The following is a 24,874-nucleotide window of genomic DNA, read 5'->3' as shown; positions in this document are numbered from 1 at the left end:
GCTGCGCTCCTCGCTCAGCCCTGACCCGCGACGCATCAGCGCGGCTGCGCCGCGGTGATCCATCACGCGTCAGCTGTAGACGTGCGGGGCGAGCACCGCGACATCGCGCAGGTTGCGGTAGCGCTCGGCGTAGTCGAGGCCGTAGCCGACGACGAACTCGTTGGGGATCTCGAAGCCGACGTAGCGGCAGTCGACCTGCACCTTGGCGGCCTCGGGCTTGCGGAACAGCGCGAAGACCTCGACGGATGCGGCGCCGCGGGCCGCGAAGTTCTCCAGCAGCCAGCTGAGCGTGAGGCCCGAGTCGATGATGTCCTCGACGATGAGCACGTGCTTGTCGTGGATGTCGGTGTCGAGGTCTTTGCGGATCTGCACGACACCGCTCGAGCGGGTGCCGGTGCCGTAGGAGGAGACGGCCATCCAGTCCATCGGGACGAGACTGGGCAGCGCGCGGGAGAAGTCGGCCATGACCATGATCGCGCCCTTGAGAACGCCCACGAGCACGAGGTCCTTGCCCTCGTAGTCCGCGGCCACCTGGGCCGCGATCTCCTCGAGCTTGGCGAGGATCTGCTCCTCGGTGGCGAGAACGGTCGTGAGGTCGTCTGCGATGTCCGCTGCGCGCATGGATCGATTCTAGGTGCCGGTCTCGGCGGCGCCCTGTGCGTCGGCCGGGTCAGGTCGAGGCGCTGAACACGATCCGCCCGCCCAGGCGGGCGGCGCGGCAGGCGGGGAGATCGATGGGGCCCTGGCCGCGCCAGTCGGTGACCAGGCGCTCGACCTCCTGCGTCTGACGGTGCGTGAGCGAGACATGGAACTCGCTGGCGACGACGTGGCGCAGGATGCGGGTGCGCAACGCCGACGGGTTGGCGGCGAGGGCCGCGACCGACACGGCGATCCCGGCCTCGGCGGGTTCGACGATGTCCTCGATGGTCTCGTCGATCATCTCGGCGAAGGCAGCCGCATCCTCTCGCAGCTGCTCTGCGGTGCGCGCGAGGGCTTCGGCGATGCCGGGACCCAGCTCGCGCTCGAGCACGGGCAGCACCCGCTGACGCACCCGTACGCGGGTGAAGGCGGCGTCGTCGTTGTGCGGATCGTGCCACGGTTCCAGCCCGGCGGCGGCGCAGGCGGCGATGGTCGTGGCGCGCGAGACGCCCAGCAACGGCCGGAGCCACGTGAGGCCGGCGTCGTCCCGACGCTCCGGCGCCATCCCGCCGAGGCTGGTGGCACCCGAGCCCCGGGCGAGCCCGAGCAGCACGGTCTCGGCCTGGTCGTCGAGCGTGTGGGCGAGCAGCACGGCGGAGGCGCCCCGTCGCGACGCGGCCTCCGTGAGCGCCGCGCGACGGGCGTTGCGGGCGGCGGCCTCCGGCCCCTCGCCCGCGGCCGTCACCTCGACCCGCACGACCTCGGCGGCGAGCCCGAGCGCGCGGGCGAGGTCGGCGGCGCGGGCCGCGACCGCATCCGATCCGTCCTGGAGTCCGTGATCGACCGTCACCGCGATCGCCCGCACGTCGAGGGCGACGGCTTCGAAGGCGACGGCCGCCGTGAGGGCGAGGGAGTCGGCGCCGCCCGAGAGCCCGACGACGACGGCCTCTCCGCGTCGGGGTTCGAGCACCGCACGGACGGCGCGGCGCACCTCGGCGGTGGCGGGGTCGAGGCCGGGTCGCATGCCACCACGCTACTGGCGCGGGCCGCGATCGCTCGGCCGGCACGACTCAGCCACGAGTCGCGTGCCGGCCGCGCCGCCGCTCCTTCCGTCCGGTTCCGACTGAGTCCTGCCCGCGGAACCCCGGGAGCGGGCCGACTAGGCTGTCTGGCGAATCCGCTGAACTTCCGAAGGAGCACAGGCATGGGCGCATACGACGCCGTCATCGAGATCCCGCGCGGCAGCCGCGTGAAGTACGAGGTCGACCACGGCACGGGCCGGGTCTTCCTGGACCGCGTTCTGTTCACGCCCATGGGCTACCCCAGCAACTACGGCTTCTTCGAGAACACCCTCGGCGAGGACGGCGACCCGCTCGACGTGCTCGTGCTGCTCGACCGCGACATCTACCCCGGTGTGCTCGCGAAAGTGCGTCCGGTCGCCGTGCTGAAGATGAGCGACGAGGCCGGCGGTGACGACAAGGTCGTCGCCGTGCTGGCGAAGGACCCGCGCTGGGCGCACATCCAGGACGTCGACGACATCGACGAGTGGACCAAGGGCGAGATCGGTCACTTCTTCGAGCACTACAAGGACCTCGAGCCCAACAAGTGGGTCAAGGTCGACGAGTGGGCGAACGCCGCCGAGGCCGAGCGTCTCGTGTCGGAGGCCTTCGCACGCTTCGAGGAGCACGAGGGTCAGACCAAGACGCAGGGTGAGGGCCAGGCCCCGAACTCCCTCTGAGAGCTCTCAGACGAAGAGAGCGGATGCGGCTCCGGCCGCATCCGCTCTCTTTCTGTCTGTGTGCGTGATCAGAAGCCGACGCCGCGCGCAGCCATGAACGGCCGGGGGTTGACGGTTCCGCTGGGGGTGTACACCTCGAAGTGCAGGTGGCAGCCGAAGGAGTTGCCGGTGTTGCCGACGCCGGCGATGACGTCGCCGGCGTTGACCCACTGGCCGCGCGAGACGTAGATGCCGCCGTTCGAGATGTGGGCGTAGCCGGTGCCGTAGCCGCCGCCGTGATCGATGCGGATGTAGTTGCCGTACCCGCCGTTGCCGCCCGCGAAGGTCACCGTGCCGGAGGACGCCGCGTAGATGTTGCCCCAGCATCCGGCGCCGAAGTCGGTGCCGTAGTGGAAGCTGCTCGCGCAGTAGCTCGGACCGCACTGGGCGTAGCGCTGGCCGTACTCGGACGTGATGCTGCCGCCGGCGGGTCGCACCCAGCCTGAACCGCCGCCACCGCCACCGCCGCCCCCACCGCCGCCACCGCCGGGGTTGTTCTTGGCCGCCTCCTCCGCCGCACGGCGCGCTGCCTCCGCGGCAGCCTGCCGGGCCGCCTCATCACGGCGCTTCTGCTCGGCGACACCGGCCTGGTAGTCGGCGACGGTCTTCGCGGTCGTGTCCCGCAGAGCGGCGAGCTGCGCCTGCAGCGTGCCGAGATTCTGGTTCTGCGCGTCGAGGGCGGCCTGCGCGGCATCCGCTGCGGCCTGCGCCTCCTGCATGGCCTGCTCGGCGGCCTTCTGCAGCTTGTCGCGCTCGTCGCGGGCTGACGTGGCCTGCGCGGTGAGCGACTGGGCGGCGTTTCTGGCCGAGACGGCGGCCGCGTAGACGTCCTGATTGCGCTCGAGGAGCTTGTCCATCGTGCCGAGACGGGCCAGCAGGTCGTCGGCGCCCGCCGCGGATCCCGCGAAGAAGAGCTGGAGCGACGTGTCGTCGCCGCCTGCCTTGTACAGCTGGCTCGCGACGCGCCCCGCCTTGTTCGCCGCTTCCGTCGCGGCGGCGGCCTGCGTGTCGGCCTGCGACTGCAGGTTGTCGGCGCGCGCGGCGGCGTCGAAGTACGCCTGCTGCGCGGTGAAGTACTCCTGCGACTTCTGGTCGGCGATCGCCTGCTTCGCGGCGACGTCGGCCTGCAGCTGCGCGATGAGCGTCTCGATGCGCTGGATCTCGGCGTTCTTGGCCGCTTCGTTGTTCTTGGCGTTCTGAACGTCATCCCACGAGGGATAACCCTCGATCGCGAGCGCACGGGGCTGGAGCGGGCCGGCCAGCGCAGCGAGTCCGACGACACCGAGGGCGCCGGCCCCCAGCGCGACGCGGCGGGTCACCGTGGGCCAGAGGGCGCGCTTCTCCTGGGCGGTGGGGCCGCAACCGCAGTCCTCTTCCGTTCCCGACAGATCTTCGGCAGACACAACAGCCCCTCATTCACCGGCGCAACACCGACAACACTAACAACATCAGTCACATCCGCAACGGGTTCTTCGAGCGCAGGATGCGGGCGGTCCCGCGCCATCCTCTCCCCTCATCGACGACCCGCCGGGCAGCGACGCGCGCGGGCGTTCGGACCCGATTTCGCATTTGCTGGAACCTCGCCTATGCTTGCTCTTCGGTAAGCGTGAGCCCGAAGGGTTCATCCGGCCCCATCGTTTAGCGGCCTAGGACGCCGCCCTTTCACGGCGGTAGCACGGGTTCGAATCCCGTTGGGGTCACACAACCGAATACAATTAAACAAGCATGGCCCTGTAGCGCAGTTGGTTAGCGTGCCGCCCTGTCACGGCGGAGGTCGCGGGTTCAAGTCCCGTCAGGGTCGCTCTGAGCGACGGGCCCTTCTCGAAGGGCCTTTCGTTTAGGACGCGGCATCGCGTCGCCTCGCGCGATACGGATGCCGCGGGGCTCTGTAGCTCAGTTGGTAGAGCGCACGACTGAAAATCGTGAGGTCACGGGATCGACGCCCGTCGGAGCCACACGGACCGTCGTTACAACGGTCCCAGAAACCCTCGCCTAGCTTCTACATGGCGGGGGTTTTGCTTTGGGCTGGTGGGGGGTGGTTTCCGCATCGCCCTCGGGCCTGTAGCTGCCCCGTCGTTGAGCGAGCGCGTCTCGCGCCCATTGGTTGAGCGCGGCGAGACAACACGTTTTCGATAAGGACCTTGAACGGACTCTTTTCGACAGCGCCTTGCATTGCCAGGACCTCGGACGTGCCGAGCGCCAACCCGCTCGTCGAGCACCCAGGCTGTGTTCTGATCGATTGCCGCGATCATCGCGGACTCGATCGACGGCGTCTCGAACTCCACGAAACCCGGGTAGTCGTAGTCGCCTCCGTAGACCATCTGCATCGAGACCTCCTTGCCGTCGAGGCTGAACAACTCGTTGGTGGCGACCTCGATCATCTCCCCCGTCTTCGCAGCGTGCTCGACGATGGCGCGGACCTCAGCCAGAACTCGAGCAGTTGTTTGTGCTGAAACGACCATCATGAGCAACCGCGCGGCTATCGAGGCCGTCGAAGAGATCCGGACGCAACGGCTTTTGTCGTCGGCGAGAAAGCCTCGTCTGCCGTCACAAAATGAGCTTCTCGTCGTCCTCGAGCCAGCCCAGACAGTCGAGCACTGTCTCCCAAATGACGGCGTCACGGTAGCCCGTCGACCCTCACTAGCAGCCGACCTCCAAATAGGGTCGCTTCCGGGCAAGGTCTCGCGCGACGAGACGCGCCGCGAGGTCAAGTACCACCGAGATAGGCGCCACCTCGACCCCAGGGTGGGCCTTCAGAGCTTCGAGCTCTTGCCGATCTGCTAGACAGACCGTTGCAGTCCCTGTCCAGCTGCTGTGCTATGTCGCTGACGTCGACCGGGTTGCCGCGCATCCTCTCAATCACCTTGGTCACCGCACCGCGATTTTCCTCTACCTCGCCACGCTGCTGGCGGAGGAGCTCATCAAGTACGACCTGCGGAAAAACCGCTTTGCACTCCCCGATCTTTACCTGTCGCGTGTTGGATCAGTTGACGAGCAGTCGTCGGTAGGTTATCCACTGATGGATGCTGACACTGGCCTCCCCGAGAATGGCAGGAGGGACCGTGGCTGACGAAACCGTCCCGCGTTTGCGCGTCCACGAGTTCGCGACGATGAGTGGAGTGCCATCGTCTGAAGTGTTGAGTCCACCTTCGGCAGCTGAACGAGTTCGCGCGGTCTGCGTCGAGCGTCATCCAGCCACCAGTCGTTCGACGCCTCGCCGATCACTTTGGCATCGCCCTGTCGCGCCTGGAGTCGCCTCCCCGACAACGCGGTCCGGCGGGCGATAACGAATCGAGGGGAGCTGGCTTCTCGAACGAGTACGGCTGGCACTCTGGCGCAGTCAAAGTACCCAAAAGTGATGCACTGGAGCGAGGTCTGGCCGCAGTTCAGGGGAAGTTCCCCGCGATCGTCGAGCACAGACGCCAGCTAGCCACGATGGGGTCGCAGGTCATCCGTGCCGAGCTCGTCAAAAAGGGGCCTCTCGCGGGGGGCGCAAAGCTTCGGATCCGATTCAGTGAAGCCATCGAGTCAGCCTTTGGCCTCACACGGGAGGTACTTGCGATCTACCTGCCCTACGAGGATTTCCAGATGCGGTCCTATGAAGCTTCCGTAGCGGAACTCAACATCAGCCGCGGGAGCGTCACCCCGGACGTCATCCTGATCTGGGCTCCAGATGAACGTCTAGGCCCCAAGCTCGCGGAGTGGGGCAACCTCCGCACCGTTTCGATTCCGTTCCAGCTGGACTCTGCCAACTCGTTCGGTCTCATAGACCTGCTCCAGGATCACATCCACATCCGCAATCTGTTCGAAGTGACGACGCCGGTGTCGGGGGCTTCGTTCTTCGGCCGGCGGACAGTCCTGCAAGGCCTGCGCAACGATGTCATGGCCCAGCGGGCAACAGGGATCTTCGGTCTTCGGAAGGCTGGCAAAACGAGCATCTTGCTCGAACTCTCAGAAGAGTTGCTAGCTGATCGTGTTCTACCTGTCCTGGTGGATCTGGAGGCGTTGCCATCACCGCCGGTCGACCCGACGGACGATCTGTTGGCGCTGTTGCGACTTCGAATAGTTGAATCGCTTAAGGCCCAGAATCTGCGAGTCAAGGAGCTCGCCGAGTTACCTGATTTTCCTAGCACGATGCAATTCAAGATTGCGATGCAGAGGTTGCTTCGCCATCTCGATTCCGACGGCGTCCGGATGCTCTTGATGCTGGACGAAGTCGAATACGTCACACCAAATGGCCAGGCAACCTCCGCCCCTGTCGAGTTGCCCAGGCTGGCGCAGCTCCTCGCTGCTCTGCGGAGTGTTACGCAAGAGTCGACCAACTTGTCTCTGCTCCTTGCCGGGTTGACGAGCTCCATCGTCGAGAGCGGGACACTGCACGGACGCCCAAACCCGTTCTTCTCCTGGGCTCGCAAGGTTTACATCGGCCCCCTCGAACAGGGTGAGGCCGCGGAGCTCGCCCTGTCCCTCGGCCGACGGATGGGCATCTTCATCACAGAAGGGGCTCTAGAAGCCCTATATGAAGCTTCTGGGGGTCACGCCTATCTCTACCGCCACCTCGCGTCGACGGTCGTGAAGACTCTCCCGGTAAAGCAGACGAACAGAACCATGGGCAGGCGGGATGTCCTGCTAGCCCTCACTGGCTGGCGGGAGGAAGTGCACTCGCACATCGTTGAGATGATTCGCCATGTTGAGAAGTTCTATCCTGCAGAGTCCGTGCTGCTCGACTCCCTCCGCTCAGATCCGGAGCTTTTCCCCGAGTTCGCCGCCTCTGATGTGCAAGCGACGCGGCACCTCGTCGACCTCGGCCTGCTGGAAGGCACTGCCGTCGGCGGTTACCGACAGGCAGTCCTCTTGGAAATGCTGTGACTACCACAGGCGATCCCTGTCACTGGGATACGTGGGCTGAGAGTATCGCTAAGAAGGCGGCTGTAAGCGGAATCGTCTTCCTGCAACTTGGATCCGCTTACCTCGCGAACGCCGAAACGCTCGAGCGCGAAGGTTTCACCTTGGTCGATGTTGACGCCTACCTCGACGGCGATGAAGTAGACGCTCATCGGTTAGTGCTGACGAACATGGACGTCCTGGCGACGGTCAGTGGCGCCGCACGCCTGGGCAGGCTGCGCGCCAAGGTACACAATGACGCTGCGACGGGTCGCCAGTTCGTGCTGCATTCTCGAGCCCCACGTCTCATCTACGCATCACTCGGCAGCGCGCTGATCAACGATGCCGTGTTCGCAACGGGCCCGTCTCGCGAGTCCTGGACAACCGATCCTGACGACGCACGTGTCTTCGAAGCCGAACTAGACACAGCACGGCCCGCTCGTTCCGTGCTACGCGAGACCCTCTGGGAGCTGGGGCCTTCTATCTGTGCTCGCTTGGACCGGATCATCTTCGAGTCGGGCGACCCGCAAGTTGGGACCGAAGGCATGGACGCCACAGAACTCGAGGCGCTCAAAGGCGCAGGCCTCCTGGATGGGACAGGCGGATGGCGGGTCACGGACCTCGCCTCATTCTTCCGGCGTGAGTTGACTGACGTTCTCGACGCCGGCCACCATAGAGTGGACCATTTGGGTGAGATGGTGGCTGACTTCGCCGCGCTCACGTCAGTTCTCCGTCGAACGATACGCGCCGCCGCCCGCGCTCGATGGGGGGCTCTGTGGGCAGAAGAGCTGCTGCCCGAACTGCTTCTCGGCGAAGTCGTACGGCGCGCATCGAAGGAGATCGTGCCCATGGCTGAATCACCTACGGATATTCGTGATGTTCTCGGGTGGATGAGCTTGAGGGAGCTGCTAGCGGTGCGTAAACGCTGTGAGCTGGGAGGCCTCGGGATGACCGACGGGATGTGGAGGGCTGTCGACCGTGAGCTTTCAGGTATTGAGGATCGCTTGAGGTTCTTTGGCCACGTCACAGTCCAGGACAAGGCTCAGGTCAGGAAGTGGGGCGCGCAGTTCGCACAGAAACTCTCGCACTCGGGTCACCTCGGTGTGTCACCCAACGCCGCGGCCTCCGCCACCGAAACCGAAATCGTAAAGTCAATACTGGTGGGGTTGCGAGAGAATCCCGCCTTCCATACCCCTGCCGGCGCCGCGTTCTTGGATCTCGTGCGCACCACCGTTCGGTTCGTACGTCAAGCAGCCGAAGTCAAGTCCGCGTACACGCGGCCATTCAAAGACGGCGAGGCTCCTCGTGAGGCCGCGCTCCAAGAGCACTTCTACTGGTATCTCGGATCTACGGGATTAGGAGACAGTACCTTCACCGAAGTACCCAACCTGGCCACGGGACGAGTTGATGTGCTTACGGTGGGTGAAGGCGGAGCTCGGTTTGTGACGGAGGTGAAGCGAGAACTCACCGACGCCTCGATCAACGCCCTGGCCGACTCATACTTCGGGCAAGCAGCGGAGTATCTATCCAACGGACTATCACTTGGGCAATTGCTGGTCCTCGACCTGACGGACCACTCGCGCGGCGTCCCGTCCGTCGCGGACTCAATACATGTCGAGACCCGTCAGGTAGGGGGGAGCGCGCGCACGATCGTGATATTTGTCGTACGCGGGAATCGACCGCAACCTAGCAAGGTAAAGTCCCCCGCAGCCACTGAGCCCTCACTTGATGCGCTCCAGGCCTGAGCCGTTCGAGGCAGCAGTGGCGATCGCGCTATCGCGCCTACGGTTGCACACGGCCGCCTGCTCCGAGTTCAGTCTCCGCGAGGCACCCACGATCCACCGCCGGCAGTTCCTGACCAGGAACATGTTGAAGTTGAGCGGTACACCTAGCGGTAGTTCCTCACCGATGACGGCCAGCTGTGAGGGCGATAGTGGGAGCGTGACCGTGGACACCCCGGCGCGGTCTCTTGTCTCCCAAAGGAGCGCGCCCCGCCGTCACCCGTCGCGAGGTTGCGAGCTTCAAGCACATACCAGCGCCAGCCCTCGATTCCGAGCGATGCAAGGCGTAGGACGCCGGAGAAGGCCGACGATATGACCAGGCGATCAGCCAGGCTCAGTGTCGCCTATTCGGAATTGAGCTTCACGCACTCGGACAAGCCATCCGCCTTTACGACTACCGCAGGGACGTAGATTTCCGCCTGATCCGCGCATCGACCGCGGCGCAGATGCATGTCTAGGAACGCGATCACCGCGTTCTGATCTGACACGGTGCCGGGGCCGTCCTCCTGTAAGAGATGGCGGAAAGCCCGAGTACCGGCGTCCTCGATGTCGTAGTAGTCGTGCTCCAGGTCGCGCGCGAGCAGACCGTTCTTGTAGGCATAGCCCACGATCGTCGCGTGAGCGATCTTGGCCCCGATGCCGATACCCTTCTGGCGATCGAGAACATCGACGCGATCCTTGTTTTCAGCCAAAGCTCGGAAATAGCCCTTCGGCACCATGTGTGCTCGGTTTACGGTCGTTGACGTATTCTCCGCATCGTTCGCCGGTCCGCGAGGCCGACGCGTACAGCCTTGATCCACTGGGGTCCCGCGGCCCACAACGCGCGTAGGCCCGTGGTCCGCTGCACTTCCGATCCGGGGAGTTGGCGGTAGTAGTCCCGCCCCGCTTCACTCATCTTGAACGATTGACGATCGGCCGCGTAACTGTACGAGTGGGGCGACGGGTAGGGTCCGACAAACGAGGTGTACACGATTACCCGATTGAAGTTCTCGTCGCCATCCAGGTTCACCCACTGCACTCTGTCAAACGGAACAAAGAGCACGAGCAGCGCCTCCGGCTCCCCGGCAACGCCCGCCCCGGTGATCACCTCGAACCCGTCGTGACGAAGACCAACGAACTCAGCACCGATGAACAGGTCGCCTCGCCAGGACAGGCCCGTGACTTGGTTAGTTTGGTAGTCGGTATAGTCGCCGCGTGTGTACCGCTCGGCGTTCATCAACAGCAGACTGCTGTTCATACCTTCCATGTAGATCTGCCGGCTGAACTTGGACAGCTCCCGAGCCGTCTCTGCTCGCTGCTGCATCGTGCCCCGCAGCCCGACGCGGCGACCCAGCCGGTAAATCACCACGGTAACGGCTAAGGTCACAACAGCAACAAGGACGTTGATCAGGTCGATCCACACCTATTCACTATGCAGGATCGGATGTCCCCACGCCCTGCGGCGTCAACGGCCCTGACCGCGAGCCACGGTTCGCTGTCGCTGTGCGACCGTATCTGAGGGAATGCGTGTGGCTTCGGAGTCTTTCGCGACCGGCGCAGCGGCATCCGGGCTGCGCACAGCATCGAGCCCTCGCGGAGCGGTCGACTTGTAGCCGCTGGTTGCCGCTTCCGAGGCTTGTTCGGCAGCCCGTCCGGTCGAGGTCGACACTCCGCCATGCCGCCTACTCCCGCCGGCCCTCTGTGAGCGTCAATATGCCCACGGTGCCGTCGAGTTCCCGCTGCGCGGGCTCCCGATTGGCGTTGGCCCCCGATCGCCGGAGTCTCGTGTCATCGCGCCCACGAGCGGTTCGCGCGTCTGCAGGGGTCTCTGCGACCATGTGCAGGTGTTCGCTTCGCGCCCGCGGGCTACTGCTCATTCACGCAGCGAGACGAGACGAGCTTCCTCGGCCTAGCTCAGCCGCAGCCCGTCGAGCAGGAGCCGGACCATCGCGTTCGGCGAACCGTCGGTTGACGGCGCGCGGTGACTGAGGTCGCCGATGGCCTGCAACAGCTGGATCGGGTCGACGCCGGAGCGCACGTCGCCCGCATCCACCGCTGCATCCAGGAGCATCCGGATGGCCGGGCCCAGCTTCGCGATGAAGTGGGCCGGCAGAGACTCGAACGCGGGATCCCCGGAGAGCAGCGCCGCTGAGAGCCCCTGCTTCGTGGCCACGAACCGGGTGAACCGATCGACCCACCGATCAAGCGCTTCCCCCGGCGGGAGCTCGTCGAGCAGTTCCGTGGCTGCCGCGGCCGTCGCGTCGATCTCGGTCGTGAACACGGCCGCGACGAGCTCGGCGCGGTTCGGAAAGTGACGGTAGAGAGTTCCGACCCCCACGCCGGCCTCCGCGGCGATCTCGCGGGCAGGGGCGTCAACCCCAGAGCGGGCGAACACGACCCGTGCTGCGGCGAGGAGCGCGGCGGCGTTGTGCGCCGCATCCGCGCGAGGACGACGGGGCTCGGCGGCGGGTTCCACGGACACGTCGGCGAGGCCTCCTTGCGAACCGGAACAGTGTTCCGTATTGTGAGCGATAGCGGAACACTGTTCCGCATCCCACAGACTAGCGGAGGATCCCATGCAGTACCGCACCCTCGGCCGCACCGGCATCAAGGTGACCCCCTACGCCCTCGGCGCCATGATGCTCGGCTCCTACGGCAACCCGGACCGGCAGGAGGGCGTCCGGATCATCCACCGCGCCTTGGACGCCGGCATCAACTTCGTGGACACCGCGGATCGCTACGGCGACTCCGAGGAAGTCGTCGGCGAAGCCCTCCGCGGTCGCCGCGACCAGGTCGTCCTCGCCACGAAGTTCTACGGGCCCGTCGACGACGACATCAACCACCGCGGCGCGTCCCGCCGCTGGATCATGGATGCGGTCGAGCGCTCGCTCCGTAACCTCGGTACCGACTACATCGACCTCTATCAGCTCCACCGCCCCGACCCCGACACGGATATCGAGGAGACGCTCTCCGCCCTGACCGACCTGGTTCGCCAGGGCAAGGTGCGTACCATCGGGTCCTCGTCGATGCGCGGCTCCGAGATCGTCGAGGCGCAGTGGGTCTCCGAGCGGCGCGGTTTCGAGCGCTTCCGCACCGAGCAGCCGAACTACTCGATCCTCGACAGGGAGATCGAGCGAGAGATCCTGCCCGTCGCGCAGCGCTACGGGATGGGCACACTCGTCTACAGCCCCCTCGCCGGTGGCGCGCTCTCCGGCAAGTACCGGGCGGGCCAGACCAACGACAACTTCCGCGCCGGCACCGGCATGCAGCACTTCCGCGACGAGCGCCGGCTCGCCACGATCGAAGAACTCGTCGCGCTGGCGGATGAGGTCGGCATCCCTCTCTCCCACCTGGCGATGGCGTTCACGCTCGCCCACCCCGGAGTGACCTCGGCGATCATCGGACCGCGGACGATGGAGCAGCTGGAATCCACGCTCGCCGGAGCAGAGATCGCGCTGTCCGACGAGGTGCTCGACCGCATCGACGCGATCGTCCCTCCGGGTGAGAGCATCGGCGCGATGGACATGGTCTACCGCGGACCGGAGGTGGGCGACGTTGCGCTTCGCCGCCGACCCGTATCGGAGCGGATGGCGCGCTGACCGGATCCCGGCGTCTCTGATGCGCGGGGGCGCGCTTCGTCTCGCTGCGCTCGCTCAACGGCCGGACGGGAGGGACGCTCGCTCAACGGCCGGGGGCGAGGAGCGCGTGATCGGCGGCCGGGCGGGACGGGTCAGGCGGGCTCGGTGACGCGGACGAGGCCGCAGTTCAGGCACGACCACGCGACAAGGAACGCCTCGTCGTCCAGGATCTCGAAACGCAGCGCATCACCACAGGTGGGGCAGACCCACGGGGGCTGTCGAGAAGTCACCTCTCGAGCGTAGAACCGCCTCCGGCGGCCAGGGTCGTCGCGACGTCAGCCGTCGATGCCGAGCAGCTGCTTCGCGGCGGCGACGGCCGCGGGCCCGCCGAAGTCGGGTTCGACGCCGAGCTTCATCTGCGTGAACGTCACGTATACACCGGGCACGGTCGTCGCGGTCGTCAAACCACGAAGGTCACCGACAGTGCGTCCCAGATCCGCCCTCCCACCCGCGGCTTCGAGTCCCGCATCCGGCACGTACTCCAGTCCCGCCAGCTCGATCGTGTCGGTCGTCGGCACATCGTCGGCACCGTTGTTCGGATCGACGTTGACCCCGAAGGTCACCGCTTCCGCCCCGATGGGAGATATCCAGCTGCAGGCGATCGCGCCGTCCTCGATGGTCTCGTCGGATAGCTCGAGGCCCGCGATCTGGGCCGACACGACAGCGCCGATCGCCTCGCACGAGGGGAAGCGCGACAGCACACCGTCGACCGTGAACGACCCTCCGCCCCCGGTGCTCTGCGGCGAGGAGGGCTCTTCGCTCACCGGCGCCGCACTGGAATCGGGGTCGCCCTCGGCGGGGGCCGGAGCGGCGGCGGCGCACGATGCGAGCAGCGCGGCGCCGCATCCGAGTGCGAGGGCGGCCAGGAGTCGGGTGAGCGGGCGGGAGGTCGGCACGGAGGGAGCTTACAGACGGCTCCGGGCGACCCGAGGGTTATCCACATCGCCGTAAGGTGTCCGAAGACGCTCGCCACGTCATACCCCCTGGGGGTATGCTGGTCTCGGAACGGAGCACACATGATCCAGCGCATCGAGTTCGGCCGGACGGAGCCCAAGGCGGCGTGCGCCTGCGGCGGTCATGGCGACCACCACGCATCCGAGCCGGCAGCCGCCGACGCCCAGGAGATCCTCGTCGCCGGCATGACGTGCGCGCACTGCGTGAAGGCCGTCACCCAGGAACTGACGGCGATCGACGGCGTGAGCGATGTGTCCGTCAACCTGCAGGCCGGCGGCGCCTCCCGCGTCACCTTCCGCTCCGCATCCCCCGTCGACGCGCAGGTGATCGCCGCCGCGATCGACGAGGCCGGCGCTACTCGCTGGCCTGAGCCGCTCGCCGCACCACCCACTCACTCACCGCGAGACTGCTTCTTTCGCACGAGATCACGGGTAATGCCCGTGATCTCGTGCTCGAAATGCAGTCTCGCGCGAAGCGGGAAGGCGCCTCAGCTCACCGTCACGAGCGTGCGCTGCCAGCCGGACGAACCGTCGGGGGCGATCGGTGCGGACTCCTCGATCTGCAGCTCGCCGGCGGCGTTGATCGCGCGTACCGCGATGTAGTGCGAGCCGGGCGTGGCGTCCCACTCGAGCATCCACTGCACCCAGGTGTCCTTGTTGATGGGCGAGGAGAGGGTGGCGCGCTGCCACTCGCCGTTGTCGATGCTCACTTCGACGGCCGAGATGCCGACTCCCTGCGCCCACGCCATGCCGGCGATCGGGACCTTCCCCGCCGCGACCGGCTTGCCGATCTTCGGGGTGTCGACGCGCGACGAGAACTTGATGGGTGCGCGTTCGCTGTAGCCGCGGGGCGTCCAGTACGCGGTGTCGGCGGCGAAGGTCGTGACCTTCAGCTCCTCGACCCACTTCGTCGCCGACACGTAGCCGTAGAGACCGGGAACCACCATCCGCACGGGGAAGCCGTGCTCGAGCGGCAGCGGCTCACCGTTCATCGCGACCGCGAAGATCGCGTCGACGCCCGGGTCCGTGAGCGATTCGAGCGGAGTGGATGCGGTGAAGCCGTCGACGCTGCGCGAGAGCACCATGTCGGCGCCGGACTGCACGCCGGCCGCGGCCAGCACGGTGCGCACCGGAACGCCCAGCCACCGCGCGTTGCCGACGAGGTCGCCGCCGACCTCGTTCGAGACGCACGTGAGCGTGATCACGTACTCGTCGAGCCCGAGGGCGATGAGATCGTCGAAGCTCAGCTCGACGCGCTTGTCGACCATGCCGTCGACGACGAGGCGCCACGTGTTCGGATCGACCGTGGGAACGCTCAGCGCGGTGTCGACGCGGTAGAAGTCCGCGTTGGGGGTGAAGAGGGGGGAGATCCCGTCGATGTCGAGCTCCGCGCCCTGCGGGACGGGAACCGTCGTCCGGGGGGAGGGGAGGCGGAGCGCGTCGCGGATCTGCCGAATGGATGCGGTCGTCGCGTTGAGCGCCCGGGCGCCGAGACCGACCACGACGGCGGACGCCGCGACGATGCCGGTGAGGATGAAGAACCCGCGGCGATCCATCTGCGCCTCGGACGGCGCGGACTTCGGGCGCCGTTCGGGGGACGCGAGACGCGGCGCCGAGCCGCCGGAGGCAGCACCACGGGTCCCTTCGACAGAGCTTGTGGCGGCACCATCCGCTTCGAGGGACACGGGATGCGGCGAAATCGCCCCGGAGGCAGCATCACGGGTCCCTTCAACAGGGACAGCGGCGGGGGACGAGGCGGCGGCGGACGAGGCCGCGGGGGACGAGGCGGCGGGGGACGAGGCGGCGGGGGACGAGGCGGGCGCGGCGGGCGAGGCGGCAACGGCGAGCTTCCACCGGCGCAGGCGGCGCGTCAGCAGCAGGAGCATCCAGATGCCGACGGCGGTACCCGCGATGCAGGCGACTCCGGCGAGAGCCCCCGCATCCGCACGTGTGACGACGGCGGCGGTCGCGAGAGCGGCGGCGATCGCGAAGAGCACGACGCCCCAGAGCGGCCGGACCGTTTCGACGACGCCGATGACGGCGGCGGCGATCACGACGGCCACGGCGAGCGAGGCGAGCAGCACCGGCTTGTCGGCGGCGCCGAACGTCGAGATCGCGAACTCCTTGAGCGGCCGCGGCACGATGTCGATGACGAACGACCCGACCGCGATCAGGGGGCTCGTGCCTCGGGAGACGAGGGCGGCGACCGCCTCGCTGACCGCGAGGAAAGCCGCCGCCGCAACGACACCGGCGAGCGAAGCCCAACCCCACGTCGTGCGCATCCGCAGTCGTGTCATGGTCGGTCTCCGCTCGCCGGTCCGGCGGGTCACGCCGGAGTGTCGTCAGTGTTCAGGGGATCACATGGGGGGCATCAGCACCGAGTCGATGAGGTACACGGTCGCGTTCTTGGTCTTCACGCCACCGCAGATGACCTTGGCGCCGTTGACCATGATGTTGTCACCGCTACCGGTCACCGTCACGTCCTGGCCCTCGACCGTGGCGTGCGTGCCGTCGATGGCGCTCGGCGCGATCTGGCCGGGGACCACGTGGTAGGTGAGGATCTTGGTCAGCGCCGCGCTGTCGGTCTTCAGCGAGTCGATGGTCGCGGCGTCGATCTTGCCGAAGGCCTCATCGACGGGAGCGAAGACCGTGAACTCGCTGCCGTTGAGGGTGTCGACGAGGTTCACATCGGGGTTCAGCTGGCCGCTGACGGCCGACACGAGCGTGGTCAGCAGCGGGTTGTTGGATGCGGCCGTGGCGACCGGGTCGAGCGACATGCCCTCGACCGAGCCCGCACCGCTCGGGACCATCGCGGCGTAGTCGGCGCAGCCGGCGCCGACGAGGTCGGATGCCGCGTCCATCGTCTTGCTGGGCATCGGAGCTGCCGTCGAGGTCTCGGGCGCCATGGTGCTCTCGGACGTGCCGGCAGATCCGCCCGCACAGCCGGCGAGTGCGAACCCGGCGACGGCGAGAAGGGTGAGGCCGCCGAACAGGTGCTTCTTGTTGGTGCGCATGATGTCCTCCGAATCAGAGAGTCGCTGTGTGCCGACTCGTTCAGAACACGCCCCGGTGCCGGGAGCGAGGCAGCCGCACTCTTGCGGCGTACATCCTCTGTTCGGCGTGCTCCGTGAAACGGATGGGAAGAATTTCTAGCGGATGCGCGCGGCCCTCCCGGAGACCACGATTCCGCCGGCGGAGGTCACGTCCACATCGAGCACGCTCGGCCGCCCGACGTGCGTTCCCTGGCCGATCCGGATGCGCCGCGGCGCGAGGCCGCGGCTGCGCAGGTAGCCGCCCGTCGCCGCGGCTGCGGCGCCCGTGGCGGGGTCTTCGGTGACGGACCCGACGGGGAAGATGTTGCGCGCGTGCCAGAGCGCATCGCTCTCGGGCCAGAGGACGATGATCGTGGCCGGCCATCCGTTCGCATCGAGCAGGCGACGCGCCGCGGCGGGGTCGAAGACGAACGCGTCGAACACCGGGCGCTCGGCGAGCACGAGCAGGGGATGCCAGTTCCCGCCGTACGCGAGAGCGGGCGGGTACGAGGGATGCAGGGCATCGCGATCGATCCCCAGCAGCGCGAGGAGTTCGTCCAGCGTCTGCGACGTCAGCTCCGCCGCATCCGGCTCGACGCTCGTGAACGACACGAGGCGACCGTCGTCGTCCGAACGCGTCACGATCTCGATCCCGCCCACCGCGGTCTCGAACACGAATCGGCCGTCGCCCTCGCGCTCGGCGAGCGCCGCGGCCGTCGCAACCGTCGCATGACCGCAGAACGGCACCTCGGCGATCGGAGAGAAATAGCGGATGCGGCGGGTGCCGTCCTCGCCCGTGGTCACGAACGCGGACTCGGCGTACCCGAGGTCGGCAGCGGTGCGCTGCATCCGCTCGTCGCTCCACCCCTCGGCGGCGCGCACGACCCCGGCCGGGTTACCGCCTGCGGGGTCGTCGGAGAAGGCGGCCCAGTGCTCGATCTCGCTCACGGTGCCACGCTACCCATGCCCGGGCGCACCGGCTCCGGTCCACCCGGCCCTGCGTGGACCGGTCGGACGTCAGCCCTTGAGGTCGGGGAAGTCGCTCTCGCGGAACTCGGAGTCGATGCGATCGGAGCCGGCCGCCTCCTCGCGTTCGCGCAGCTCGACGCGACGGATCTTGCCGGAGATCGTCTTGGGCAGCTCGAAGAACTCGATGCGACGCACGCGCATGTACGGCGGCATGTGCTCGCGCGCGTGCGCGAGGATGCTGCGCGCGGTCGCGGCATCCGGCTCAACACCCGCGGCGAGCGCGACGTAGGCCTTCACGACATTCAGCCGCACCGCATCCGGAGCGCCGACGACGCCGGCCTCGGCGACGGCCGCATGTTCGAGCAGGATCGACTCCACCTCGAACGGCGACACCTTGAAGTCGCTGGCCTTGAACACGTCGTCCGTGCGCCCCACGAACGTCAGGAACCCGTCGGCGTCGCGGACCGCGACATCGCTCGTGTGGTAGTACCCGTCGTGCTCGACCTTGGCCGTTCGCTCGGGCTCGCCGATGTAGCCGGGCGTGAGGTTCAGCGGCCTCACGGGCACCGTGGGCAGGCAGATCTCCCCCTCGTCGGCCACCTCGCCAGTGACCGGATCCAGCAGCACGATCTCGACACCGGGGAGCGCGCGCCCCATGGATCCGGGCTTGAGCGCGACGCCCGGCGTATTGCCGATGACGGCCGTCAGCTCGGTCTGGCCGTAGCCGTCACGGATCTGGATGCCCCACCAGCGCTCGATCGTGGCGATCACCTCGGGGTTGAGCGGCTCGCCGGCGGACAGCAGCTCGCGAAGCGCCCGGGGCTTGTGCTCGAGGTCGGCCTGGATGAGCATGCGCCACACGGTCGGCGGAGCGCAGAACGTGTTGACGCCCGCGCGGTCGAGCTCGCCGACGAGCGCCACCGCGTCGAAGCGGCGGTAGTTGTAGACGAAGACGGTCGCCTCGGCGATCCAGGGCGAGAAGAACAGACTCCAGGCGTGCTTGCCCCAGCCGGGCGCACTGATGGTCATGTGCACGTCTCCTGGACGCACCCCGATCCAGTACATGGTGCTGAGGTGGCCCACCGGGTACGAGACGTGCGTGTGCTCGACCATCTTCGGACGCGAGGTCGTGCCGGAGGTGAAGTAGACGATCGCCGTGTCGGTGGAGTCCACGACGACCCCGGGGCGCTCGTCGGATGCGGCATCCGCATCCGTGAACGAGGCCCAGCCCTCTCGGTCTCCGCCCACGACGACCCGCACGAGCTCGGGCGCCAGGGCGTCGAACTTCTCCGCATCCGCCGCATCCGCGATCACGACTCGGACACCGGCGCGATCGATGCGCTCGGCCAGGTCATCGGGTCCGAGCACGACCGAGGTCGGCAGGATGACGGCGCCCAGCTTCATGATCGCGAGCATCGCCTCCCAGAGCTCGACCCGGTTGTCGAGCATCAGCATCACGGCGTCACCGCGGCGAACGCCCTGATCGCGCAGCCAGTTCGCGACACGGTCGGAGCGCACCCGCATCTCTTCGTACGTGCGCGACGCCTCGGTGCCGTCCTCTTCGAGCACCCGCAGGGCGAGGCGGTCGTTGCCGAGGGCGATCTCGTCGAACCAGTCGACGGCCCAGTTGAAGTGGTCCCCCACGTCGGGCCAGACGAACCCCGCGCGGGCCGCCTCCATGTCGTGGGAGTGGGCGAGCAGGAAGTCCCTGGCCTCGCGGAACGCGCGGCCGGCGGCGGAGTGGAGCATCGTGTCTTCGTTCTCGACGGGGAGAGGATGCGGCGCACACGAGCGGGCTCTGGCACCGTCCGGTCAGTCTAGGACGGCGTGTGTGCGGGCCGCGGCATCCGTTCCCGGGCGACGCCCGATAGCATCGGTGCGGTCGCCGCCGCCAGGGGAAGCCGACCGCACGGCACCGGGAGACCCATGGAGACGAGCAGACGAGAGCAACGCGGACGCCGCTCGGTTCTGCGCCGGCGCCGAGCGCTGGCGGCATCCCTCGCCGCCCTCGCGCTGGTCGCCGTGATCGTGGGTGTCGTGGCGATCGTCCGTGCGCTCTCCGTCGAAGCCGCTCCCGACGCCGCCGGCCCGGTGCCGACCGCGGCGACGCCGACTCCCACCTCCACGCCGCTCACGGCCGCACAGCAGCTGCTCGCCGGGAGCAGCGATCCTGCCGCGTGCGCGGTCTCCTTCGCGGGTGACGACGTCTCGGAGCAGCCGCAGCTCCAACATCAGGGGGCGCTCTACGACGCCCTGCCCATCCCGCGACGAGACGGCGCGGTGTTCGCCGGGTGGTACGCGAGCGAGGCGGATGCGCAGAGCGCGAACGTCGACGCCCGCGTCAACGGCGCCGACCTCGTCGCATGCACAGACCGCGAGATCACGCTCTACGGCGCGTGGACGACACCGGAGGCGGTCGCCGCAGCAGACGTCGCGGTCCCGATCCTCATGTACCACCAGTTCACGACCAGACCGGAGGGCGAGAGCAACTCGCTCAGACTGAACTACACCTACATCGGCGACTTCGACGCGCAGCTCGGCTATCTCGCCGATCAGCGGTTCTACCTCCCGACGTGGGACGAGCTCAGCGCCTTCATCGACGGCCGCCTCGCGCTCCCGCCCCGATCGGTGATCATCACGGACGACGACGCCGACTCGACCTGGCTGGAGCTGGCCGTTCCCGTCGTGGACGCACATCGGCTGCTGACGACCTCCTTCGTCATCACGAAGTGGCGCAGCGAGCCCTCGCCGTCCCCGTTCGTGCTGCAGCGGTCGCACACCCACGACATGCACGAGGCGGGCGCGAACGGTAAGGGCCGGATGGTCAACTGGTCCGCGGCGCAGATCGCCGCCGACATGGAGACGTCAGCGCAGATCCTCGGTGCGAAGCAGGTCATGGCCTACCCGTTCGGGCACTACAACGACACCGCCAAGCAGGGGCTGCGCGACGCCGGCTTCGAGATGGCGCGCACGATCGATCACGGTTACGTGCGCGCCGGCACCGACAAGCTCGCGCTGCCGACCATCCGTATCAACTACGGCATGAGTCTGAGCGAGTTCATCGCCGAAGTCGGCTGATCGGCCGGCTCAGATCTCCCCGGGCGAGATCGCCTGACGGTCGATCTCCTCGACGAAGTAGCGGGCGCGCGAGGGCGCCGGGCGGGGCGACGCGGTACGGCGGGGTGCGTAGACCACGAGCGAGTGGAACAGGAAGCGCACGACGAACGCGGCCACGAGAGTGACAGCGGTGGCGATGACCACCGAGATGTGCCACGTCGAGATCATCAGCGTCGTGATCGGGATGCGGATCAGCAACTCGACGTTGTTGAACGAGAACGACTTCGCGAACCTGCTGCCGATCCCGGATGCCTGCTCCCGCATGTCCTGGAAGACGAACCGCTCCTGCAGCAGGAAGTTCGCGATGATCGTCGTCTCGGCGGCGATGATCATGGCGGCGAGGTCCGTGACGCCGGCGTGCGAGAGCAGCCACACGATCGCGATGTTGGCCACCGCACCCAGCGCGCCGATGAGCGCGAACGCCGACATCTTGCCGAAGCGGAGCATGGCGAGCTGCGCGAGGAACGAGATGCCCTGCGAGAACGACGCCTTCGAGGCGCCCGCGAACCTGTCCGCGAACGCGAACGGGATCTCGGCGACGCGCAGCGAACGGCGGGCGAGGATCTCGAGCAGGATCTTGAAGCCGCGCGGGCGCAGCTGATCGAGATCGATGGCGCGACGGTCCACCAGGAAGAACCCGGTCATCGGGTCGGTGACCTCGCGCAGGCGGATCGGGAACATCGCCTTCGTGACGGCGGTCGAGCCGCGCGAGACGATCACTCGCGAACGGTCGGCGAGACCGCCCGCGGTGCCGTCGGCGGTGTAGCGCGAGGCCACGACCACATCGACGTCGCCGTGCAGGTAGCGCGCGACCATACGGGCGATGTCCTCCGGCGGATGCTGCAGGTCGCCGTCCATGACGATGCAGACGTCGCTGGGCGCGGCATCCAGACCCGCCACGACGGCTCCGCTCAGTCCGCCCGCGGGGTCGTCGCGGTGGATGAGGCGAACGGGGACGTCGGCGGTGGCCGCCACGCGCCGGATGACGTCGGGCGTCTCGTCCGTACTGTCGTCGACGAAGAGGATGTCGACACTGAAGCCTTTCGCGGTTGCGGCGACCCGACGCACGAGCTCTGCCACATTGGGCGCCTCGTTGAACGTGGGGACGATGACCGTGACCTGCATGTGCACCGCCTGATGGAAGCTGTGAACGCCCGAGTGCGGGCGACGTTCCTCATCCTGGCACGCTGCGCATGTCAATTCCCTGGGGTTGAGCGTGCGCATAGGAATCCGCTAGCCAACTCGTAACCACCCGATCACGGGCCGTTTACCCGTACCCTGGAATCCATGAGCGAAACGGGATCCGGCATCACGATGTTCGGCGCCGAGTGGTGCCGCGACTGCCGCCGCACGAAGGCTCAGCTCGATGAGCTGGGCGTGGAGTACACCTACGTCGATCTCGAGGCCGACCCCGCCGCGGCGGAGGTCGCCCGCGAGATCTCGGGCCGTACCAACATCCCCGTCGTGGTGTACCCCGACGCGACCCATCACGTCGAGCCGTCCAACGCGGACGTCGACGCGAAGCTGCGCGAGCTGTCGATCATCTGAGCGGCGCCCCGGGTCCGGGGGCGCGACGATGCGTGGGACCGCTCCCCGTACACTGATTCCGGCTTCTGCCGGAATCAGCACGTGAACCGCACTCCTTCCCCCGCGTCCCGCCGAGACATCCAGGGCCTGCGCGCCCTCGCTGTGCTCGCCGTCGTCGGCGCCCACGCCGCCGGATGGCCCCGCGGCGGGTTCGTGGGCGTCGATGTGTTCTTCGTCATCTCGGGCTTCCTGATCACCGGGCTGCTCCTGCGCGAGGTCGAGACGACGGGACGGGTGAGCCTCGCCCGCTTCTACGGACGACGAGCGCGACGCCTGCTGCCGGCGGCCGTCGTCGTCCTCGCCCTCACCGTCGGCGCCGGCTTCCTCGTCTTCAACGCCGTCGTCGCAGAGCGCACGCTTCACGATGCGGTCTGGTCCGCCCTCTTCGCGGCGAACTGGCACTTCGCCGCGGCCGGCACCGACTACTTCCACGCGACGGATGCGGCATCCGCGCTGCAGCACTTCTGGTCGCTCTCCGTCGAGGAGCAGTTCTACCTCGTCTGGCCGGGCGTCGTCATGCTGAGCCTGCTGCTGCTTCCCGTCGCCGCGCGGCGCGGGCGCCGCGGACGTCTCACCGTGGCCGGGATCGCGGCCGTGATCGTGCTCGCTTCGCTCCTGTGGGCCGCCTCCCAAACGACGTCCGAGGCGACCGTCGCCTACTTCTCCACACTCACCCGCGCGTGGGAGCTGGGCGCCGGGGCGTTGCTGGCCGCCGCGGCACCGTTGCTCGCGCGCATCCCGCGGCTGGTCGGCGGGGTCATGGGGTGGCTCGGTCTCGCGGGCATCGTCGCCGCGTTCGCGGTGATCGATCCGGCAGCAGGCGGCTTCCCCGCGCCCTGGGCCGCTCTCCCCGTCGCTGCCACCGCCCTCGTTCTGGCGGGAGGGGTCGGCGGCGATCCGCGCCACCGTCACCTGTTCCCCCTGACGAACCCCGTGAGCGTGTTCGTCGGCGACATGTCGTACTCGCTGTATCTGTGGCACTTCCCCGTCATCGTGCTCGGCTCGGTCGTCCTCGCCGGACGCGAGGGAGCGCTGTGGCTCACACTGGGAGCGATCGCCGTCCTGTCGCTGGCGACCTATCTCATCGTCGAGCAGCCGTTGCGGTACGCACCGCTGCCGCCGCGCGCCGCGGATGCGGCCGAGACCGACCCGTCGGAGCCGATCGCACCCCGGCCCCCCGCCGCCGTTGCGGCAGCCCCCACCTCTCCTGAGCCCCGCGTCATGGCTCAGCCGCGTGTCGTGGCGACGCGTCCCGCGGGGTGGACGCCGGGCACAAGGTACTACCCGGGCTCACCCCGGCCGCGACCCGCGGCGGACCGCGTCATCGAGCCGGTGCTCGCCGATCCGGATCCGGAACCGGTGGTGGTTCCGATCGTCGCTCCGGAAGAGACTCCCGGCACGCAGGAGGACGTGGGCCGGTCCGCATGGAAGGCGTGGCGGGCCCGGTTCGGCACGCAGATCGCCCTTGCATCGTCCGGGCTCGGCATCGCGGCCCTGACAGCCGTGCTGGTGGCGCAGAGCATCTTCGGCGCGCCGGTGATCGGGCCGCTCACCCCGCCCTCCGAAGCCCAGGGGGGCGGCGGCGACGATCCCGTCGCCGCCGTGCAGAGCGAGCTCGCGGCCGCCGCATCCGCCATGCAGTGGCCGTCCCTCTCACCGTCGCTGGACACGGTGATCGCCCGTGGCTCGGCCGACAACCCGGCACGGGACTGCTTCGCTCCCGACGTGGCCCCGGATGCCGGTCGGTGCAGTTGGGGCTCGGAGCAGGCCGGCACCCGCATCTATCTCGTCGGCGACTCGACCGCCATGGCCTACGCCCCCGCCTTCAAGAAGATGGCGGAGGACAGCGGCGGCGCCATCCGCGTCACGACGGTCGGGCTCTACGGCTGCCGGTTCACCGAGGTGGCGGTGCAGAACGACGGCGCCGGCGTCATGGCGGCCTGCGAGCAGCGCAAAGCCGACGTGCGCGCCATGGTGCTCGCCGACGCCCCGAACATCGTCGTGATGAGCGACGCCTACACGCTCGGCCACACGCCGGACGGGCAGGACCTGAGCGCCGAGACCCTCATCGCCTCGCAGCAGGCGGAGGCGGCCGGCTACGGTGCGCCGGGACGGATCGTCCACCTCGCGCCTCCCCCGGAGGGCGCCGACCTCGCTCGCTGCTACTCGCCGCTCACCTCGCCCTACGACTGCGCGAGCGCGGTGTCGCCCACCTGGCAGCAGATGGAGGCGCTGGCCGAGCGGGCGGCCGCCGCATCCGGTGACCACGCGATCAGTTCCCTGCCGTTCAGCTGTTGGGAGGGCGTGTGCCCCGCGTTCGCGGGGTCACTGCCGGTCAAGTACGACCAGACGCACCTCAGCGTGCCGTTCGCCGAGCACATCGCCCCCATCCTGCGGGCAGAGCTGGCGGCCGCCGGCCTTCTCTGAGCGGCGGCCGTGATGGTGGGACCTAGGTCCCTATCCGCCCCCGTGCAAGCGGAGGAGGGTGGAACCAACAAACACACACAGCCCCCAGGTT

22 protein-coding genes and 3 tRNA genes are annotated in these 24,874 nt (G+C 67.9%); 11 read left to right on the top strand and 14 right to left on the bottom strand.

What is annotated here, in order from left to right:
- Positions 1-69 precede the first annotated feature (69 nt).
- Both hpt and tilS read right to left on the bottom strand, forming a co-directional pair.
- Positions 70-621 carry a hypoxanthine phosphoribosyltransferase gene (hpt, locus tag QE374_RS10500; RefSeq protein WP_243230918.1) on the bottom strand — a complete coding sequence of 184 codons (552 nt, stop codon included), beginning with the start codon at positions 619-621 and terminating at the stop codon, positions 70-72.
- Between the two features lie 49 nt (positions 622-670).
- Entirely contained in the window at positions 671-1,663 is a 993-nt protein-coding gene (gene tilS / locus QE374_RS10495) for a tRNA lysidine(34) synthetase TilS (RefSeq protein WP_309734654.1), read from the bottom strand.
- 180 nt (positions 1,664-1,843) lie between these two features.
- Between tilS and QE374_RS10490 the strand changes: the two genes are divergently transcribed.
- A complete protein-coding gene (locus QE374_RS10490; RefSeq protein ID WP_137418254.1) occupies positions 1,844-2,377 on the top strand; it encodes an inorganic diphosphatase in 534 nt (177 codons plus the stop codon).
- A gap of 68 nt (positions 2,378-2,445) precedes the next feature.
- Here QE374_RS10490 and QE374_RS10485 read toward each other — a convergent pair whose 3' ends face one another.
- On the bottom strand, positions 2,446-3,819 hold the full coding sequence (locus QE374_RS10485; RefSeq protein WP_309734650.1) for a peptidoglycan DD-metalloendopeptidase family protein: 1,374 nt from the start codon (positions 3,817-3,819) through the stop codon (positions 2,446-2,448).
- Positions 3,820-4,043: 224 nt separating this feature from the next.
- On the opposite strand from QE374_RS10485, the gene QE374_RS10480 reads away from it, so the two are divergent.
- From QE374_RS10480 to QE374_RS10470, 3 genes are all read left to right on the top strand, one after another.
- Positions 4,044-4,116 (top strand) — tRNA-Glu (locus QE374_RS10480).
- A gap of 27 nt (positions 4,117-4,143) precedes the next feature.
- Positions 4,144-4,217 (top strand) — tRNA-Asp (locus QE374_RS10475).
- Positions 4,218-4,298: 81 nt separating this feature from the next.
- A tRNA-Phe gene (locus QE374_RS10470) sits at positions 4,299-4,371 on the top strand.
- Positions 4,372-4,383: 12 nt separating this feature from the next.
- On the opposite strand, the gene QE374_RS10465 is transcribed toward QE374_RS10470, so the two are convergent.
- Positions 4,384-4,797 carry a hypothetical protein gene (locus QE374_RS10465; RefSeq protein ID WP_309734647.1) on the bottom strand — a complete coding sequence of 138 codons (414 nt, stop codon included), beginning with the start codon at positions 4,795-4,797 and terminating at the stop codon, positions 4,384-4,386.
- A 1,054-nt stretch (positions 4,798-5,851) separates the two neighbouring features.
- Between QE374_RS10465 and QE374_RS10460 the strand changes: the two genes are divergently transcribed.
- Both QE374_RS10460 and QE374_RS10455 read left to right on the top strand, forming a co-directional pair.
- Positions 5,852-7,285, top strand: a complete 1,434-nt coding sequence (locus QE374_RS10460) for a hypothetical protein (protein WP_309734646.1) — start codon at positions 5,852-5,854, stop codon at positions 7,283-7,285.
- Positions 7,282-9,045 (top strand): hypothetical protein, encoded by a 1,764-nt coding sequence (locus tag QE374_RS10455; RefSeq protein ID WP_309734644.1) that lies wholly within the window; start codon positions 7,282-7,284, stop codon positions 9,043-9,045. Before QE374_RS10460 ends, QE374_RS10455 begins: the two co-directional genes overlap by 4 nt.
- A gap of 380 nt (positions 9,046-9,425) precedes the next feature.
- Here QE374_RS10455 and QE374_RS10450 read toward each other — a convergent pair whose 3' ends face one another.
- The 3 genes from QE374_RS10450 to QE374_RS10440 form a co-directional block, all read right to left on the bottom strand.
- Positions 9,426-9,800, bottom strand: coding sequence for a hypothetical protein (locus QE374_RS10450; protein WP_309734640.1), 375 nt, complete (start codon positions 9,798-9,800; stop codon positions 9,426-9,428).
- A gap of 11 nt (positions 9,801-9,811) precedes the next feature.
- Positions 9,812-10,483: a hypothetical protein gene (locus QE374_RS10445; RefSeq protein ID WP_309734638.1), complete on the bottom strand. Its 672-nt coding sequence runs from the start codon at positions 10,481-10,483 to the stop codon at positions 9,812-9,814.
- 486 nt (positions 10,484-10,969) lie between these two features.
- Positions 10,970-11,542, bottom strand: coding sequence for a helix-turn-helix domain-containing protein (locus tag QE374_RS10440; RefSeq protein ID WP_309734636.1), 573 nt, complete (start codon positions 11,540-11,542; stop codon positions 10,970-10,972).
- Positions 11,543-11,636: 94 nt separating this feature from the next.
- On the opposite strand from QE374_RS10440, the gene QE374_RS10435 reads away from it, so the two are divergent.
- Positions 11,637-12,659 (top strand): aldo/keto reductase, encoded by a 1,023-nt coding sequence (locus QE374_RS10435; protein WP_309734634.1) that lies wholly within the window; start codon positions 11,637-11,639, stop codon positions 12,657-12,659.
- 131 nt (positions 12,660-12,790) lie between these two features.
- On the opposite strand, the gene QE374_RS10430 is transcribed toward QE374_RS10435, so the two are convergent.
- Positions 12,791-12,928, bottom strand: coding sequence for a hypothetical protein (locus QE374_RS10430; protein ID WP_192900640.1), 138 nt, complete (start codon positions 12,926-12,928; stop codon positions 12,791-12,793).
- Between the two features lie 45 nt (positions 12,929-12,973).
- Entirely contained in the window at positions 12,974-13,594 is a 621-nt protein-coding gene (locus QE374_RS10425; RefSeq protein ID WP_309734630.1) for a hypothetical protein, read from the bottom strand.
- 120 nt (positions 13,595-13,714) lie between these two features.
- Between QE374_RS10425 and QE374_RS10420 the strand changes: the two genes are divergently transcribed.
- The gene (locus tag QE374_RS10420; protein WP_309734628.1) at positions 13,715-14,254 is read left to right on the top strand and encodes a heavy-metal-associated domain-containing protein; all 540 of its coding nucleotides are present in this window, start codon (positions 13,715-13,717) and stop codon (positions 14,252-14,254) included.
- Here the strand turns inward: QE374_RS10420 and QE374_RS10415 are convergent.
- The 4 genes from QE374_RS10415 to QE374_RS10400 all read right to left on the bottom strand — a co-directional run bounded on the left by QE374_RS10415 (position 14,140) and on the right by QE374_RS10400 (position 19,401).
- A complete protein-coding gene (locus QE374_RS10415; protein WP_309734627.1) occupies positions 14,140-15,948 on the bottom strand; it encodes a molybdopterin-dependent oxidoreductase in 1,809 nt (602 codons plus the stop codon). The genes QE374_RS10420 and QE374_RS10415 overlap by 115 nt on opposite strands.
- Positions 15,949-16,008: 60 nt before the next feature.
- Positions 16,009-16,665, bottom strand: a complete 657-nt coding sequence (locus QE374_RS10410; RefSeq protein ID WP_309734625.1) for a fasciclin domain-containing protein — start codon at positions 16,663-16,665, stop codon at positions 16,009-16,011.
- A gap of 135 nt (positions 16,666-16,800) precedes the next feature.
- Positions 16,801-17,631, bottom strand: coding sequence for a PhzF family phenazine biosynthesis protein (locus QE374_RS10405; protein ID WP_309734621.1), 831 nt, complete (start codon positions 17,629-17,631; stop codon positions 16,801-16,803).
- 69 nt (positions 17,632-17,700) lie between these two features.
- The gene (locus tag QE374_RS10400) at positions 17,701-19,401 is read right to left on the bottom strand and encodes an AMP-binding protein (RefSeq protein ID WP_309734619.1); all 1,701 of its coding nucleotides are present in this window, start codon (positions 19,399-19,401) and stop codon (positions 17,701-17,703) included.
- Between the two features lie 177 nt (positions 19,402-19,578).
- Between QE374_RS10400 and QE374_RS10395 the strand changes: the two genes are divergently transcribed.
- Positions 19,579-20,730: a polysaccharide deacetylase family protein gene (locus QE374_RS10395; protein ID WP_309734618.1), complete on the top strand. Its 1,152-nt coding sequence runs from the start codon at positions 19,579-19,581 to the stop codon at positions 20,728-20,730.
- Between the two features lie 9 nt (positions 20,731-20,739).
- On the opposite strand, the gene QE374_RS10390 is transcribed toward QE374_RS10395, so the two are convergent.
- On the bottom strand, positions 20,740-21,894 hold the full coding sequence (locus QE374_RS10390) for a glycosyltransferase family 2 protein (RefSeq protein ID WP_309736671.1): 1,155 nt from the start codon (positions 21,892-21,894) through the stop codon (positions 20,740-20,742).
- Positions 21,895-22,056: 162 nt separating this feature from the next.
- Here QE374_RS10390 and QE374_RS10385 point away from each other — a divergent pair, with 162 nt between their 5' ends.
- On the top strand, positions 22,057-22,317 hold the full coding sequence (locus tag QE374_RS10385; RefSeq protein WP_137418288.1) for a glutaredoxin domain-containing protein: 261 nt from the start codon (positions 22,057-22,059) through the stop codon (positions 22,315-22,317).
- A gap of 81 nt (positions 22,318-22,398) precedes the next feature.
- A complete protein-coding gene (locus tag QE374_RS10380) occupies positions 22,399-24,783 on the top strand; it encodes an acyltransferase family protein (protein WP_309734614.1) in 2,385 nt (794 codons plus the stop codon).
- The last annotated feature ends 91 nt before the right edge of the window (positions 24,784-24,874 follow it).

The organism is Microbacterium sp. SORGH_AS_0428 (genome assembly GCF_031453615.1).
Taxonomy (GTDB): Bacteria; Actinomycetota; Actinomycetes; order Actinomycetales; family Microbacteriaceae; genus Microbacterium.
The sequence above is the reverse complement of the archived record's forward strand: the minus strand, read 5'-3'. Positions and strand labels throughout refer to the sequence as shown.